This is a genomic window from Burkholderia vietnamiensis LMG 10929 (assembly GCF_000959445.1).
In the GTDB taxonomy this organism is placed as follows: Bacteria; Pseudomonadota; Gammaproteobacteria; order Burkholderiales; family Burkholderiaceae; genus Burkholderia; species Burkholderia vietnamiensis.
Map to the genome: position 1 here is coordinate 1,516,280 of NZ_CP009630.1, position 16,495 is coordinate 1,532,774.

Sequence of the window (16,495 nt, forward strand, 5' to 3'; positions counted from 1 at the left end):
ATGCGGGACCCAGTCAGAACTGGTCCTCCGTCAGGGCGAGCACGCCCTCCCCGCCCTTGGCGCCGACGATCGACGCCTCATACGACAACGCACGCGGCAGAATGAACTCTGCATAGAACTGCCCGATGGCGATCTTCGCGCCGTAGAACGCCTGATCCTCCTGCAGCTTCTTCGCCGCGATCAGCATCGCTCGCGCCATTTGCCATCCGCCGAGAACCACGCCCGCCAGCTGCAGATACAACACGCTGCCGATGAAGACCGCATTGGGATCGCGTTTCATGTTCGCGATGACGAATTCCATCGCATGCTCGAACGAGCGTGCGCCTTGCTCGAGATGCTTGCGCATCGACGCGAACGCCGCACCGTCGTGTGCCGACAGTTCCTCGACCGTCTTCGCGATTTCACCCAGCAGGAACTTCGCCACGACACCGCCGTCGCGGAACGTCTTGCGGCCGACGAAATCGTTCGCCTGGATCGCCGTCGTGCCTTCGTAAATGGTCAGAATGCGCGAGTCGCGGTAGAACTGTGCCGCGCCCGTCTCCTCGATGAAACCCATCCCGCCGTGAACCTGCACGCCGAGGCTCGTCACTTCGAGCGACAGTTCGGTGCTCCAGCCCTTGACGATCGGAACCAGGAACTCGTAAATCGCCTGATGATGCGCACGGGTGGCAGCATCCTCGTGCTGATGCGCGATGTCGTTGTGAGCGGCCGCCACGTATGCGATGGCACGCGACGCGTCGGTCAACGCGCGCATCGTCCCGAGCATGCGGCGCACGTCGGGGTGATGGATGATCGTCACCGCCTCCTTCGCCGAGCCATCGACCGGCCGGCTCTGGACACGCTCCTTCGCATATTCGACGGCCTTCTGGTACGCGGCCTCGGAAATGCCCACGCCTTGCAGGCCGACGGCGAAACGCGCGGCGTTCATCATGATGAACATGTATTCGAGGCCGCGGTTCTCCTCGCCGACGAGATAGCCGGTCGCGCCGCCATGATCGCCGAACTGAAGCACGGCGGTCGGGCTGCCCTTGATGCCGAGCTTGTGTTCGATCGACACGCACTGGACGTCGTTGCGCGCGCCGAGCGAGCCGTCTTCGTTGACGAGGAACTTCGGCACGACGAACAGCGAAATGCCCTTCACCCCTTCCGGTGCGCCGGGCGTACGGGCCAACACCAAATGAATGATGTTCTCCGTCATGTCGTGCTCGCCCCAGGTGATGAAGATCTTGGTGCCGAACACCTTGTACGACCCGTCCTGCTGCGGCTCGGCGCGCGAACGCACCATCGACAGATCCGAGCCGGCCTGCGGCTCGGTCAGGTTCATCGTGCCGGTCCATTCGCCGGAGATCATCTTCGGCACGTAACGCGCCTTCTGTTCGTCGCTGCCCGCCGTGAGCAGCGCTTCGATCGCACCGTCGGTGAGCATCGGGCACAACGCGAACGCTACGCTGGCCGCGTTCAGCATTTCGGCGCAGGGCGTCGCGATCAGTTTGGGCAGCCCCTGTCCTTCGTAATCGACCGGATGCTTGACGCCCTGCCAGCCGCCGGCGGCGAACAGCTTGAAGGCGTCCGAGAAACCGGGACACGCGTTCACCACACCGTCCTTCCACGTATTGCCATGCTTGTCGCCGAGCACGTTCAGCGGCGCGACGACCTCGTTGCTGAACTTCGCTGCCTCTTCGATAACCGCCTGTGCAGTCTCGGCCGTGGCGTCCTCACACCCCGGGAGTGCGCTGATTCGATCGAGTTGGGCGAGTTCGTTGACCACGAACAGAATATCTTTTACCGGTGCGACAAAACTCATCGTACTTCTCCATTCAGTTAGATCTACATCTTGCCGAGCCATCGATTGGCCCGACTTGAAGCGACCACGACAGTGACGCCGGACGCCTGTGCGTCGAGCGTCTACCGCCGTGCCGCATGCGGCATCACTTCGATTGCGCGGCCTGATCCAGTTGCGCGACGACCTTGTCGTTGATCAGCCGCTCGATCTCGTTCGCGTCGTAGCCCAGCGTTGCGAGCACGTCCCGGCTGTGCTCGCCGAGATCCGGCGCGCGGCGCGGCTTCACCTTGTCGACACCAGAGATCTGCATCGGGCTATTGACCGTATAGGTCGTCTTCTCGCCGGCTTCGCCCAGCGGGACGAACACCTCGTTCGCGTACATCTGCTCGTCCTTGACGACTTCGTCGGCGACTTGCACGACACCGTAAATGACCCGCGCCTCGTCAAAGGTCTTTTTCCAGTATTCGAGCGAATGGCCGGCGAATGCCTTGTCGAGAATGCCGACGAGTTCGGTGGCGTGCTTGGTGCGGCCCTCGGAGTCCGCGAAGCGCGGGTCTTCGAGCAGCGACGGCAGATCCATTGCCTTGCACAGGCCGGGGAATTCCTTGTTCGCCTGGAGCAACATCAGCAGCAGCCAGCGGTTGTCCGCGGTGCGGTACGGATTGAACAGCGCGTTGAGCGGCGCATTGCGCGTATGCGCGCCGTAGAACTTCGCGCCGTTGAGCGCGCCCTCGGTCCAGAGCGCCGAGGCCCATGCGCCTTCGGCAATGAGCGAGGTGGAGACGCGCGAGCCTTTGCCCGTCTTCTCGCGATGATAAAGGCCCGTCACGATCGCCGAGAACAGCGTGCTGGCCGTCGCGTGATCGCCAATCCCGGGGATGGGAACGGCGGGCGGGCTATCGCCGTCGCGCGTCACTTCCATCAGCCCGGAGCGCGCCCAATAGGTCGTCACGTCGAAGCCGGGACGGTTGGCCTCGGGGCCTTTCAAGCCATAACCGGTGATGTCCGCGTAGATGAGACGGTCGTTCAGCGGCGCGAGCGCTTCGTAGGAGATGCCGAGTTTGTCGCGGACGCTGAGCGGGAAATTGACCACGACGACATCGGCCCATTTGACCAGTTTTTCGACAATGTCTTTTGCTGCGGGAGACTTGAGATCGAGTGCAAGACTCTGCTTGTTGCGGTTGGTGAGCTGCCAGGGATAGTTGGTGTCGCAGACGGGGTTCGGCGCCAGCTTGTAGAGGTTTCGATAGGGGTCGCCGGTGCCGGGCGGCTCTACCTTGATAACCGTCGCACCGAAATCGGACAGTATCGTGGTTGCCGCGGGACCGGCGATATAGCTTGCGAAATCAACGACTTTGACTTCAGAAAAAATGCTGTCGGGGTTCTGCATGATGTCTGTAGCAGGTACTCTGCGTGTTGTATGGGTGACTCGGACTTTTGGTGCTCGCCAACTGCCGATACCTTATCCCGCTGCGCAGACGACCGACATGGGAGATGTCTCCGACCCGCATGTGGTTTGTCACAATCCGCCAACTCGAACGCCGACTTTCGCCGCACGATGCCCTGCGCTTCAGAGAGCGATTTTTCGATCGGTGATAGTCTTCGGCCCGTGAACGCAAAGCTCAGCGCAAACGACACATGCAATGGAATTTGCACGTGGCGTCGCGCAATGCGTATGTGCCATCGAGACCGAGGCACCCGAGAATTTCTGGTCCGGCACCACCCTAGAGAACGATTGGCCACAATGAGAGTGATACATGTTCCGTCGCCGTCTGCGTTATTGCGGCAACAGATCAAGACAATCTCCGACGATCTGTCGACGGTGATCGAGCGCACTTATGCAGCATTAGGCGATATCGACGGCTATGAGGATCTCCCCATCTCCGTGAAGAAAGACATCGTCGACTCCATATCGATTTCGGAGCGCCTGTGGTTCCAATCGATCGTCGATGGCGAGTTTCCCGACAATGAAAGTCTGAAGACGTTTCAGGACTTCGGACGACGAAGAGTTCATCAGGGCATTTCTCTGCAGTCGCTGCTGCGAGCCTTCCGGATGGCGCTTAGAGAGGTTTGGCGCGCATGCGCCGATCTGGGCAGCAAGCACGACATCTTGCGCGACGAACTGCTGTTCGAGATTTCGCCGTACCTGATGGATTACTTCGACCACATGTCGCAACTGATCTCCTCCGCCTATCTGGATGAGCAGTACCGGCAGGCGCGCTGGCAGGAATCGCTGCGCTACCAGTTGCACGACGTGGTGTTCAGCAGATCGCGCGACGACGATGCGTTTCGCAAGATCACCAAGGCGCTGGGCCTCGATCATGCCGTGCCGAGAATCGCGGTTGCGTTGGCGTCGTCGGCGCTGGACGGCGAGCCGATTCAGGCCGATCGCGCACTGGATCAGATCGTGCAAGTGACGGCGGGCATCCTCAAGACCTCGCGAGATACGCTGGTCGACGCCCGCCATCACGATCGCCTCGTCATCTGGGTTCCGTCGATACAGCAGGAATCCGCGAGCGCGAGCGACAGACGTGTCGCGGAATACATGGCGACACTGCAGGAACGATTGCCGTCCGTCACGTCGATCGGGATCGGCCTCGCCGGCGTCGGCGCACAAGGCTGGGCCGCATCGGCCGACGAGGCGATACGCGCGCTGGATTTCGGCAATCGCTTCGCGCCGGATCAGAAGGTGCATCGCTACTCGGACATCGTCATCGAGGAATGCATCCGAGGGAACGACAGCGCGCTGAATTACTTTCTTTCGCTGCTGAACGAACTGTCGGTCGAGTCGGGCGCGACCCGCACGATCGAGGCGTTCTTCACCAACAGACGGCGTCGGAAAGTGACGGCGGCCGCGCTCGACATCCATCCGAATACGCTCGACCATCGGCTCGAACGGGTGGAGAGCATTCTCGGCGCGAAGCTGGACGACGCGCGATGGATCGCCAAGCTCGAAATCGCACTGAAGTTGCGCGACGGGGCTTGCGCGTTGCCTGCGTGAGTGCGTCCATGACGCGTTGTCGTTCGCCGCAGTGACGGCCATCGTCCGAGCCGGCGACGACTCCTATCACTCGGAGCAGCCGTGCGATCGTCGCTGCCGGATGTCTGGCTGGGTTACGGCCTGCCGTTTGACCGGTTTTGCCATAGAAACGGCAGGCTTGGACATGAACATATCGACTCCACCGGGTTAGGATGTCTCGACACCTGAATCCGATGGCCGCCCGCTTACGTTCATGAACGCGTCAGGCGCACGTGTCGCACCGACGAGATGGCGGCCGTCACATTCATGCGTTCGCGACGTCTGCATCGCGGACCGCAACGGCCGCATTGCATTGCACGCACACGCATCCTCATACACTCAAGTCGAGCTCTTCGAACATGTCGAATTTCCAGAACATCCAATACGAAAAGAAGTCGGGTATTGCGTACGTCACCGTCGATCGCCCCAAATCGTTGAACGCACTGAATTTCCAGACGCTCACTGAAATCACCGCGGCCTTCGAGGACGCACGCGACGACGATGCCGTTCATGGCGTGATCGTAACGGGCTCGGGAAACAAGGCGTTCGTCGCAGGCGCTGACATCTCCGAGATCGCCGCACTGTCGGCCGTCGCCGCGGAGAAATTTGCAGGGCTCGGGCATTCGACCATGAATCTGATCGAGACGCTCGGCAAGCCGGTCATCGCCGCTGTGAACGGATTCGCGCTGGGCGGCGGCTGTGAGCTGGCCATGGCCTGCACCATGCGCATCGCATCCGAACATGCCAAGTTCGGACAGCCGGAGGTCAAGCTCGGCATCATTCCGGGCTTCGGCGGTACCCAGCGGCTTCCGCGGCTCGTCGGAAAGGGAATCGCGATGCAGCTGATCCTGACCGCGGCGCTCATCGACGCCAACGAAGCGCATCGCATCGGCCTCGTCAACGAGGTGGTGGAAGCGGACAAGTTGATCGCGCGCGCGGAGCAGATTCTGAATCAGATCGCCGCGAATGCTCCCATCGCAACGCGGCTCGCCATCACGGCCGTCAACCAGGGGGTCGAGGCGAGCCTCGAGCAGGCCTTGAGCCTCGAGCGTGCGCTGTTCGCGGTGTGCGCGGCGACGGAGGACAAGGCCGAAGGTACGGCGGCTTTTCTCGACAAGCGCGCACCGACGTTCCAGTCGAAATGACGCTCTGATGATGTCGCCGGCGCGGTGATGGCATATTCGCAAGCTCAGCATCGTGCCGAAAAGTCGACCTCTCAGGGCAGCCTCTACTACCGCGCTCTTCGTAAAACGAAAATGCCGTTCAGTTGCTCAACTGAGCGGCATTAGCGGCCTGAGGCGCATTTACGGAAGTCGCGCGGAATGCGCGACAAGCGTTGACTGGCGGAAGGCAGCCAGAGTCGAACTGACCCGGGAGCGTCTGACACCCCCAACCGGATTTGAAGTCCGGCCGTACCACCGGATACGAATGCCTTCCGTGCGGGAAAAATCAGGAAAACCGACGAGCGCCTACGCCTGAATACCGGCCCAACCGCTATCGGGCCGCAGGAAGTGCAGATCGCGGTGAAAGCGAGTATACCCAACCCGGTCGAAGAACTCGAGAATCTGGATCGCACGCTTGCGGCCGAGCCCGGTCGCATCGCGAAACGTCGCCGCATCGAGGCCGCCGCCGTGCATCGGCGCGAGTTCCGCAACGAGCGCAGCCAGCTCGCGCACGACCTCCGCGTGATAGAACAGATCGCGCACGACCTGATGCACGTCGCCGCGCCGCGCGAGCTTGCGCAACAGCGCGCGCACGGCGTCCTCGGCCGTGCCCGTCTCGCGCGCGAGATCGCGCACCCATGGCGGATCGAAACGCCCCGCATGAATCGGCGGCAACAGTTGCTGCGCCAGTGCGTCCTCGCGGGCATCGAAGCTCACCGCATGCGTCGGCAAATGCAGCCACGGCCCGCTGCGCGTCACGTCGCCGCCGTCCACCAGCGCATCGACCAGCGCACGCCACAGCGCATCGCCGACCAGCGGCGCAGCCATGCGCCGCAGCCGCGCCGCATCGAGCCCCTGCTCGTCCGGCACGCGCTCGTGATACGCGCGCAGCGTGTCGATCGCGCGCGCCTGCAACGCCTGCCAGTGCGCACGCGCGATCACGGTGCCGTCGTTCGACGCACCGCGCTCGCGCTGACCGATCGACAGCGCGTCCGTCGGCAACGCCAATGCGTCAGGCGCGAAACCCGTCAGGTGCGTGAGCGTCGCGCGCGCGATCCCGAGCGGCGCCTGTGCGAGCAATGCATCGAGCCGCCCTTCGTCGAGCCACGTCGCGAGCGCGTCCAGCCACGCGCGGCGCGCCGGCGTGCGCCGCTTGCGCGCCGGGCCGAACGGATCGAGCACGCGGCCGCCGCCGACCGTGCGCGTCGCCTGCGGGTTGCGAACGATGAAGCGGTCGCCCGGCAGCGCGAACACCGGCTCGTCGAACACCAGTTGCACGCGCATCCGCTGGCCGGCCGCGAGCATGTCGCCATCGAGCAGCGCGATGTGCGCGACGCGATGCAGCGTGCCGAGATGCACGTGCAGCGGCGCCCAGTGCGTCAGCGTCAATCCCGCATCGGCGAGCAGCGTCAATTCGACGTCGAGCCGCGGCGACGTTGCGACCAGCCGCGCATCGGCGACGGTATCGCCGCGCTCGACGTCCGCCTTCTCGACGCCGGCCAGGTTCAGCGCGCAGCGCTCGCCCGCATGGCCGGTGTCCACCGGCCGATTCTGCGCATGGATGCTGCGCACGCGTGCCGCGCGGCCGGTGCGCACGATCGCAAGCGTGTCGCCGGTCGTCACGCGGCCCGCGAACGCGGTTCCCGTCACGACGGTGCCCTGCCCGGCGAGCGTGAACACGCGATCGACGGCGAGCCGGAACAGCCCGTCGTCGCGGCGCGCGCGCCACGCGAACGCCGCGTCGGCGAGGTGACGTTTCAATGCGGCGACGCCTGCGTCGTCCGCGCGCGTCGCGCACGTGTCGAACACCGGCGCGCCGTCGAGCGTCGAACCATGCAGCCACGCGGCGATCTCGTCGCGCACGGCGCCCACGCGCGCGGCGTCGACACGATCGCACTTCGTCAGCGCGACCGCGCCATGCGTGACGCCGAGCAATTGCAGGATCGCGAGATGCTCGCGGGTCTGCGGCATCACGCCGTCGTCGGCGGCGATCACGACGAGCGCGAAATCGATCCCGCACGCGCCGGCCGCCATCGTGTGGATCAGCTTCTCGTGGCCGGGCACGTCGATCAGGCCGAGCACGTCGCCGTTCTCGAGCGGCGTGTACGCATAGCCGAGCTCGATCGAGATGCCGCGCGCCTTCTCCTCCTTCAGCCGGTCGGTGTCGACGCCCGTGAGCGCGCGCACGAGCGTCGTCTTGCCGTGGTCGATATGTCCCGCAGTGCCGACGATCATGCAGCCGGCCCCGCGATCTGCACGCATTGCGCGACGAGGGCCGCTTCGTCGGCGGCTTCGACGCAGCGCAGGTCGAGCCGCAGCGCGTTGTCGGCGATCCGGCCGATCACCGGCCGCGGCCATTCGCGCAGCCGCTTCTCCAGCTGCGCGAGCGCCCGGCCGCCGCGCTTGCCGTCCGGCGTGCGCACGACGAGCCCGGCGCTCGGCAACTGGTCGACCGGCAGCGCACCGCTGCCGATCTGGCTGAACATCGGCTCGACCTGCACGTCGTAGCCGCTGCCGAGCGCCGCCTGCAGCGGCGCGCGCAGGCGCTCGGCAGCGGCGGCGATGTCGCGCTGCGGCCGCGTCAGCAGGCGCAGCGTCGTGAGCCGCTCGCGCAGAAATTCGGGCGCCTGGTAGAGCCGCAGCACCGGTTCGAGCGCGGCGAGCGTCAGCTTGCCGACGCGCAGCGCACGCTTGAGTGGATGCTTCTTGATCTTCGCGATCAGCGCGCGGTCGCCGGCTATCAGGCCGGCCTGCGGACCGCCGAGCAGCTTGTCGCCGCTGAACGTGACGAGGTTCGCGCCGGCCGCGATCGTCTCCTGCACGGTGGTCTCGTGCGGCAAGCCCCATTGCGTCAGATCGGCCAGCGTACCGCTGCCGAGATCGACCGCGACCGGCAGCCCGTGCTCGCGCGCGAGCGGCGCGAGTTCGGCGAGCGCCACTTCGCGCGTGAAGCCGCTGATCGCATAGTTGCTGCAATGCACCTTCATCAGCAGCGCGGTGCGAGGGCCGATCGCGTCCGCGTAATCGCGCAGATGCGTGCGGTTGGTCGTGCCGACTTCGCGCAGCTTCGCGCCCGCGCGGCTCATGATGTCGGGAATCCGGAACGCGCCGCCGATCTCGACCAGCTCGCCGCGCGACACGATCACTTCGCGCTTCGGGGCCAGCGCCGACAACGCGAGCAGCACCGCTGCGGCATTGTTGTTGACGACGGTCGCGGCTTCCGCGCCGGTCAGCTCGCACAGCAGCGCGTCGATCAGGTCGTCGCGGTCGCCGCGACGGCCGGTCGCGAGATCGAATTCGAGGTTGACGGGCTGCGTGAGCGCGTCGACCACCGCGCGCACCGCGTCGTCCGGCAACAGCGCGCGCCCGAGGTTCGTGTGCAGCACGGTGCCGGTCAGATTGAATACCGGCCGCACCGCGCTCGCGCTCTGCGCGGCGAGCGTGCGCGCGACGGCGGCGGCGATGCGCGCCTCGTCGAGCGGCTCGGCCGCGGCAGGATCGGTGCGAGCGTCGCTGCGCCAGCGTTCGAGCTCGGCGCGCACCGCGTTCAGCACGCGCGTGCGGCCGTAGTCGGCGAGCAGCGGCTGCAGCGGCGCCGACGACAACACGCGCTCCACCGACGGCACGCGCGCGAGGACGGCATTCAGTTCATTCAAACCGGGTTCGGTCACGTCGAAGTGGCTCCATTTCGATGCGCGGCCCGCAGCCGGCGCGCGGCGGGCTGCGGTGTCACGCGCTCAGTCTGCTCGGTCGGCGTCCGCTTCGCGCGACACGTCGGGCCACAGCAGCGGGTTCGGCGAACTGCGCTGGTAGCCGGCTTCGTTCATCAGAAGGTCGAGCGTGAGGCTCGCGAGATCGTCGGCGAGCGGCTCGAATTCGTAGTCCTTCTCCTGATAGCCGATCTTGCGATAGGTCTTGCATTCGTCGCACGATTCGGCCTTCACCGCTTCGCTGCCGCCTTCGATCCCGTGGTACGCGATGCCCTTGGTCGAATCGCAGTGCGAGCACTTGGTGCGCACCATGTGCCACTCGGTCGTGCACAGCCCGCATTGCAGGAAGCGGTAGCCCTGGAACTGGCCGCCGACGCGCACGACGCTCGCGACCGGGTGCGTGCCGCACACCGGGCACAAGCCGGGCTGGTCGAGATACGGCACGTCGGCCGGCGCGACGCGGCTCGCGAGGTCGGTCCACACGACCTGCAGCGCGGCCATCAGGAACGGCGCGGTGGCCGGGTCGACTTCGGCGAAGCGCAGCGCGAGGATCGCGTCGGCCTGCGCGTCGAGTTCGGCGGGCGCCGTCAGGCGCAGCCGGTCGAGCAGCTTCGCGAGCGACGGATTGACGAGCCCGGCGCTTTCGACGCGATCGAGCAGCTCGTACAGCACGGCTCGCCACTGCGGATTGCGTTCGCCGTCGAGCGCCGGCACGAGCGGCATCGAATGCTGCTGCGCGCGTGCGATCGCCTCGGGCGACGGCAGCGGCAGGTTCAGCGCCTGCAGCGTCGCGTGCTGCGCGTCGGCCACGGTCGCCATCAGCCGCAGATAGCCGCTGATCGGGTTCAGGTCGGCGAGCTTGCGCAGCCGCGCGGCGCGCGCCGCAAACACGGAGCCGCGCTCCGGCAGACGAAAGCGCGGAATGGCCGAATGATCGAGTGCCGAGATCTCGGTCGGCTCGAGAATGCGTTGTGTCACGAGTATGTCTTCCAAAAAACAAGCGCCGACGAATCGGCGCTTCGGGGGCGATTCCTGCGGTTCGCGCAACGCCACGCCGAAGCCGGCGTGGCGTGCGCGCCGATGCGCTACTTCACGCTCTCACGGAACCACTTCGGGTGATGCTTGCGGGCCCAGCCCAGCGTGACGGTGCCGCGCACCATCGCGCCGATCGAGCCTTTCACCCACAACGCCGCGTAAATGTGCACGATGATGCTCGCAATCAGCACGAACGCCGCCGCCGCATGCACGACGGCCGCCGCGCGGATCACGCCGATCGGGAAGTAGAACGAGAAATAGCGACGCCAGATCACGATCCCGGACAGCAGGAGCAGCAGCAGGCAAGCCACCAGCGTGAAGAATAGCAGCTTCTGTCCGGCGTTATAGCGCCCCACCGGCGGCAGCCGGTCCTCCCGGTTGTTCACCACGTCGCCGATCTGCTTCAGCCATTGCCGATCGTCCGCGTCGAGCACGTTGTGATGCCAGAAGCGCACCACGAGAATCGCGAACGACACGAACATCACGACGCCGACGAACGGATGCAGTATCCGCGTCCACTGTCCGCCGCCGAACAGCGCGGTGAGCCAGAACATCGACGGATGGAACAGCGCGAGCCCGGACAGCGCGAGCAGCACGAACGTGATCGCGGTGATCCAGTGGTTGCTCCGCTCGTTCGGCGTGTAGCGGACGATCAGGTTGGGGTCGTCGTGCTTCATTTCGCGTCCTCCTTGATGCGTCGCGCCTCGTCGCGGGCGGCGGCTTCCTCGTCGTCGCTGACCTCGTTCGGACCGACCCGCGTGTAATGGAAGAACCCGGCCAGCGCGGTGAGCGCGAGCCCGGCGACCGCGAGCGGCTTCGCGATGCCCTTCCAGAGCTTCACCATCGGGCTGATCGACGGATTGTCGGGCAGCCCGTGGTACAGCGACGGCTTGTCCGCGTGGTGCAGCACGTACATCACGTGCGTACCGCCGACGCCCTGCGGGTCGTACAGCCCCGCATGCTCGAAGCCGCGCTCCTTGAGGTCCTCGATGCGCTCGGCCGCGTGCTGCTTCATGTCCTCCTTGGTGCCGAACACGATCGCGCCGGTCGGGCAGGTCTTCACGCACGCCGGCTCCTGGCCGACCGCGACGCGATCGGAACACAGCGTGCACTTGTACGCGCGATGGTCCTTCTTCGAGATCCGCGGAACGTTGAACGGGCAGCCGGTCACGCAATAGCCGCAACCGATGCAGTTCTCCTCGTGGAAATCGACGATCCCGTTGTTGTACTGCACGATCGCGCCCGGCGACGGGCACGCCTTCAGGCAGCCCGGGTCCTCGCAGTGCATGCAGCCGTCCTTGCGGATCAGCCACTCGAGGTCGCCGGCCGGGTTCTCGTATTCGGCGAACCGCATCACCGTCCACGAGTGCTCCGACAGGTCGGCCGGATTGTCGTAGACGCCGACGTTGGTGCCGACCTCGTCGCGCAGGTCGTTCCACTCCATGCACGCCGTCTGGCATGCCTTGCAGCCGATGCACTTCGATACGTCGATCAGCTTCGCGACGCTCCCGGTCACCGGTTCGCGCGCCGTGGGCGGCGGCGTCGTGGTGGCCGAGACGCGCTTGATATCCAGCGATTGCAATGCCATCTCTTTCCCCTTACGCCTTTTCGACCTTCACCAGGAACGACTTGAATTCCGGTGTGTACGAGTTGCCGTCGCCGACGGACGGAGTCAGGGTGTTCGCGAGATAGCCGGGCTTCGCCACTCCCTTGAAGCCCCAGTGCAACGGCACGCCGACCGTCTGAACCTTCTTGCCGTCGATCGTCAGCGGTTTGATCCGCTTCGTGACGAGCGCGACCGCGACGATGTAGCCGCGCTTGGACGACACCTTCACGCGATCGCCGTGCGCGACGCCGACTTCCTTCGCGAGGTCTTCGCCGATCTCGACGAATTGCTCGGGCTGGATGATCGCGTTCAGCCGCGCATGCTTGGTCCAGTAATGGAAATGCTCGGTGAGGCGGTACGTCGTCGCGACGTGCGGGAACTCCGACACCTTGCCGAACGACGCGCGGTCGTCCGCGAACACGCGGGCGGCCGGGTTGTTCAGCGCCTGCGGGTTGTCGGGGTGCAGCGGGTTCGCGGCGAGCGGCGTCTCGAACGGCTCGTAGTGCTCGGGGAACGGGCCTTCGTTCATCGCCGCGCGCGCAAAGAAGCGCGCGACGCCTTCCGGATTCATGATGAACGGCCCCATCCCGTTCTCCGGCGGCTCGTCGGCCTTGAAGTCCGGCACGTCGGCGCCCTTCCACGCGCTGCCGTTCCAGCCGATCAGCTTGCGGGTCGGGTCGAACGGCTTGCCGCTCACGTCGCACGACGCGCGGTTGTACAGGATCCGCCGGTTGGCCGGCCACGCCCACGCCCAGTTCAGCGTCTGGCCGATGCCGGTCGGATCGGCGTTGTCGCGTCGCGCCATCTGGTTGCCGGCCTGCGTCCACGCGCCGCAGAAGATCCAGCAGCCGCTCGCGGTCGTGCCGTCGTCCTTCAGCTGCGCGAACGCGGCGAGCTGCTCGCCCTTCTTCACGAGCGTCTTCGTCGGATCCTTCGGGTCGGGCAAGTCGGCGAGCGCACGGCCGTTGAACTCCATCGCCAGTTCTTCGGGCGTCGGGCTCTCCGGGTTCGCGTACGGCCACGTGAGGTTCACGATCGGGTCCGGGTACTTGCCGCCCTCCGCCTGGTACATCTTGCGCATCCGCAGGAACAGCCCCGACATGATCTCGAGATCGCTGCGCGCCTCGCCCGGCGGCTCCGCGCCCTTCCAGTGCCATTGGAGCACGCGGCTCGAACTGACGAGCGAGCCGTTCTCCTCGGCGAAGCACGTGGTCGGCAGCCGGAACACCTCGGTCTGGATCTTCGACGCGTCGACGTCGTTGAAATCGCCGTGCGGCTTCCAGAATTCGGACGTCTCGGTCGCGAGCGGGTCCATCACCACCAGCCACTTCAGCCTGGCGAGCCCGGCGGCCGTCTTCGCCTTCGACGGCGCGGCCGCGAGCGGATTGAAGCCCTGGCAGATGTAGCCGTTCATCTTGCCGGCACTCATCAGCTCGATTGCCTGCAGCAGGTCGTACTGCTTGTCGAGCTTCGGCAGGTAGTCGTACGCCCAGTTGTTGTCGGCGCTGGCCGCGTCGCCCCACCACGACTTCATGAAACTGACGTGGAACGCCTTGTAGTTCTTCCAGTAGCTGAGCTGGTTCGGCCGCAGCGGCTGCTGCGCGCGCTTCTTGATATAGCCGTCGAAGTCCTGCTCGGCCTGCATCGGGAGCGTCATGTAACCGGGCAGCAGGTTCGACATCAACCCGAGATCCGTCAGCCCCTGGATGTTCGAGTGGCCGCGCAGCGCGTTCATCCCGCCGCCGGCGATGCCGATGTTGCCGAGCAGCAGCTGCACCATCGCGCCGGTGCGGATGATCTGCGCGCCGATCGAATGGTGGGTCCAGCCGAGCGCGTACAGCACCGTGCCGGCGCGGCCGGGCACGGCCGTGGTCGCGAGCATCTCGCACACCTTCAGGAATTTCTCCTTCGGCGTGCCGCACACCTGCTGGACGAGCTCGGCCGTATAGCGCCCGTAGTGCTGCTTCAGCAGGTTGTAGACGCAGCGCGGATGCTGCAGCGTCGGGTCGACCTTCACGAAGCCGTCGTCGCCGCGCTCGTAGTCCCAGCTGGACTTGTCGGGGTACGCGTGCTTCTCGGCGTCGTAGCCGGAATAGATGCCGTCGTTGAACGCGAAATCCTCGCGCACGATGAACGAGAAGTCCGTGTAGTTCTTCACGTACTCATGCTGGATCTTGTCGTTCGTCAGCAGATAGTTGATGACGCCGCCCAGAAAGACGATGTCGGTGCCGGTGCGGATCGGCGCGTAATAGTCGGCGACCGACGCCGTACGCGTAAAGCGCGGGTCGACGACGATCAGTCGCGCCTTGCGGTGCGCCTTCGCCTCCGTCACCCACTTGAAACCGCACGGATGGGCCTCGGCTGCATTGCCGCCCATCACGAGAATCACGTCCGCGTTCTTGATGTCGACCCAATGGTTCGTCATCGCTCCACGGCCAAACGTCGGGGCAAGACCTGCCACCGTCGGGCCATGTCAGACACGCGCCTGATTATCGAATACGAGCATTCCGAGGCTGCGCACAGCCTTGTGCGTCAGGTAGCCGACTTCGTTGCTGCCCGCCGATGCGGCCAGCATGCCGGTGGTCAGCCAGCGGTTGACCCTGGCGCCGTCGTCGGTCGTCTCGACGAAATTCGCGTCGCGGTCGGCCTTCATCAGCTTCGCGATGCGGTCGAGCGCGTCGCTCCACGAGATGGGCTGCCACGTGTCCGAGCCCGGCGCGCGATACTCGGGACGCGTCAGGCGGTTCGGGCTGTGGATGAAGTCGATCAGGCTCGCACCCTTCGGGCACAGCGTGCCGCGATTGACCGGATGGTCGGGGTCGCCTTCGATGTGGATGATGCTCGACTGCGCGTTCTTCGCGCCATCGCCGAGGCCGTACATCAGGATGCCGCAACCGACTGAGCAATATGGACAGGTGTTGCGCGTTTCGACTGTGCGCGCCAGCTTGTACTGTCGGACTTCGGCGAGCGCTTGCGTCGGAGAAAAGCCCAGCAGGGCAAGACTCGATCCGGCAAGCGACGTGGCCGTCACCTTCAGGAACTGGCGCCGGGACATTTGTAGCATGGTGGTCTCGGGCGTTTTTGTGGGGTTGGGGTGAAGCTGAAAGGAATTATAGACAGTTCAGGCAACTATGATCGAATCCTCGGATCAATACCGATATGCCCGCTCCACCGACGCCCCGCGTTCACCCGCGTTCATCAACAGACCGAACCGTCATGAAACGACCGATCACGTCCGAAGCCACCCGTCTCGCGCAGCAGCAGGCGAACTGGGCACTCAACGCGTTCAAGCGCTTCTCCTCCGACCGCTGCTCGGCGATGGCCGCCAGCATCGCGTTCTTCTCGGCGTTCTCGCTCGCGCCGACGCTCGTGATGGTGATCGCGGTGGCCGGCTGGTTCTTCGGCGACGACGCCGCGCGCGGCCAGGTGTTCGAGCAGGCGCACCAGCTGATCGGCGACGATGCGGCGGCCAGCATTCAGACGATCGTGCAGAACGCGCATCGCGCGGGCAGCAGCGGCGGCATCGCCACGCTGATTTCGTTCGCGGCGCTCGCGATCGGCGCGTCGGCGACGTTCGCGTCGCTGAACACCGCGCTGAGCGTGATCTGGCCGAGCACCGAAAACCGCTGGTCGAGCATGCTCGGGCTCGTGCGCGTGCGACTGGTGTCGTTCGGGCTCGTGCTCGGCGTCGCTTTCCTGCTGATCGTTTCGCTGGTGCTCGACACGGCGATCACGTTCGTCGGCACGTGGCTGCTCGGCGATTCGCCATACGTATTCATCACCAACGTGCTGCAGTTCTTCGTCGGCATCGCGGTGCTGGCCGGCGCGTTCGCCGCGTTGATGAAGTTCCTGCCCGACGCGCGCGTCGCGTGGCGCGACGCCATGGTCGGCGGAGTCGTGTCGGCCATCCTGTTCTCTGGCGGCAAGAAGCTGTTCGCGCTGTATCTGGCGCGGGCCGGCACGGCGAGCGCGTTCGGTGCGGCCGGGTCGTTCGCGGTGCTGCTGATGTGGCTGTACTTCTCGGCGGCCGTGCTGCTGCTCGGCGCGGAATTCGCGGCCGCGCGCGGCGATGCGCATCGCCGCGGCGACCCGCTGCCCGCTGCATCGGCGCAGCCGCAGCCTCCCGCCAAGCGCGCGCCCGGCAACTGACGCCGTAGCGGCCGCGTGCCATTACGCGAA

Annotated in this window: 11 protein-coding genes and 1 tRNA gene; 3 read left to right on the forward strand and 9 right to left on the reverse strand. The window is 65.5% G+C overall.

From position 1 onward, the window contains the following. Positions 1 to 13: 13 nt before the first annotated feature. Positions 14 to 1,804 (reverse strand): acyl-CoA dehydrogenase, encoded by a 1,791-nt coding sequence (locus AK36_RS06755; protein WP_011881871.1) that lies wholly within the window; start codon positions 1,802 to 1,804, stop codon positions 14 to 16. 124 nt (positions 1,805 to 1,928) lie between these two features. Continuing rightward, the gene (locus tag AK36_RS06760; RefSeq protein WP_011881870.1) at positions 1,929 to 3,173 is read right to left on the reverse strand and encodes a CaiB/BaiF CoA transferase family protein; all 1,245 of its coding nucleotides are present in this window, start codon (positions 3,171 to 3,173) and stop codon (positions 1,929 to 1,931) included. A gap of 354 nt (positions 3,174 to 3,527) precedes the next feature. On the opposite strand from AK36_RS06760, the gene AK36_RS06765 reads away from it, so the two are divergent. Beyond that, on the forward strand, positions 3,528 to 4,784 hold the full coding sequence (locus AK36_RS06765; protein WP_014725167.1) for a PucR family transcriptional regulator: 1,257 nt from the start codon (positions 3,528 to 3,530) through the stop codon (positions 4,782 to 4,784). A gap of 377 nt (positions 4,785 to 5,161) precedes the next feature. Then, entirely contained in the window at positions 5,162 to 5,947 is a 786-nt protein-coding gene (locus AK36_RS06770; RefSeq protein ID WP_011881868.1) for an enoyl-CoA hydratase-related protein, read from the forward strand. Positions 5,948 to 6,143: 196 nt separating this feature from the next. On the opposite strand, the gene AK36_RS06775 is transcribed toward AK36_RS06770, so the two are convergent. The 7 genes from AK36_RS06775 to fdnG all read right to left on the reverse strand — a co-directional run bounded on the left by AK36_RS06775 (position 6,144) and on the right by fdnG (position 15,380). Continuing rightward, a tRNA-Sec gene (locus AK36_RS06775) sits at positions 6,144 to 6,239 on the reverse strand. 32 nt (positions 6,240 to 6,271) lie between these two features. Continuing rightward, complete coding sequence (gene selB / locus AK36_RS06780) at positions 6,272 to 8,200, reverse strand: selenocysteine-specific translation elongation factor (RefSeq protein ID WP_045578149.1); 1,929 nt, start codon at positions 8,198 to 8,200, stop codon at positions 6,272 to 6,274. Continuing rightward, a complete protein-coding gene (gene selA / locus AK36_RS06785; protein ID WP_011881789.1) occupies positions 8,197 to 9,636 on the reverse strand; it encodes an L-seryl-tRNA(Sec) selenium transferase in 1,440 nt (479 codons plus the stop codon). The genes selB and selA overlap by 4 nt, the downstream gene beginning before the upstream one ends. 66 nt (positions 9,637 to 9,702) lie before the next feature. Further along, complete coding sequence (gene fdhE / locus AK36_RS06790) at positions 9,703 to 10,653, reverse strand: formate dehydrogenase accessory protein FdhE (protein ID WP_014725170.1); 951 nt, start codon at positions 10,651 to 10,653, stop codon at positions 9,703 to 9,705. A gap of 107 nt (positions 10,654 to 10,760) precedes the next feature. Next, positions 10,761 to 11,387: a formate dehydrogenase subunit gamma gene (locus AK36_RS06795; protein ID WP_011881787.1), complete on the reverse strand. Its 627-nt coding sequence runs from the start codon at positions 11,385 to 11,387 to the stop codon at positions 10,761 to 10,763. After that, positions 11,384 to 12,298, reverse strand: coding sequence for a formate dehydrogenase subunit beta (gene fdxH, locus AK36_RS06800; protein ID WP_011881786.1), 915 nt, complete (start codon positions 12,296 to 12,298; stop codon positions 11,384 to 11,386). Before fdxH ends, AK36_RS06795 begins: the two co-directional genes overlap by 4 nt. Positions 12,299 to 12,308: 10 nt before the next feature. Then, positions 12,309 to 15,380, reverse strand: coding sequence for a formate dehydrogenase-N subunit alpha (fdnG, locus tag AK36_RS06805; protein WP_080938618.1), 3,072 nt, complete (start codon positions 15,378 to 15,380; stop codon positions 12,309 to 12,311). A gap of 152 nt (positions 15,381 to 15,532) precedes the next feature. On the opposite strand from fdnG, the gene AK36_RS06815 reads away from it, so the two are divergent. After that, positions 15,533 to 16,465 (forward strand): YihY/virulence factor BrkB family protein, encoded by a 933-nt coding sequence (locus tag AK36_RS06815; RefSeq protein ID WP_043292131.1) that lies wholly within the window; start codon positions 15,533 to 15,535, stop codon positions 16,463 to 16,465. Positions 16,466 to 16,495: the final 30 nt, after the last annotated feature.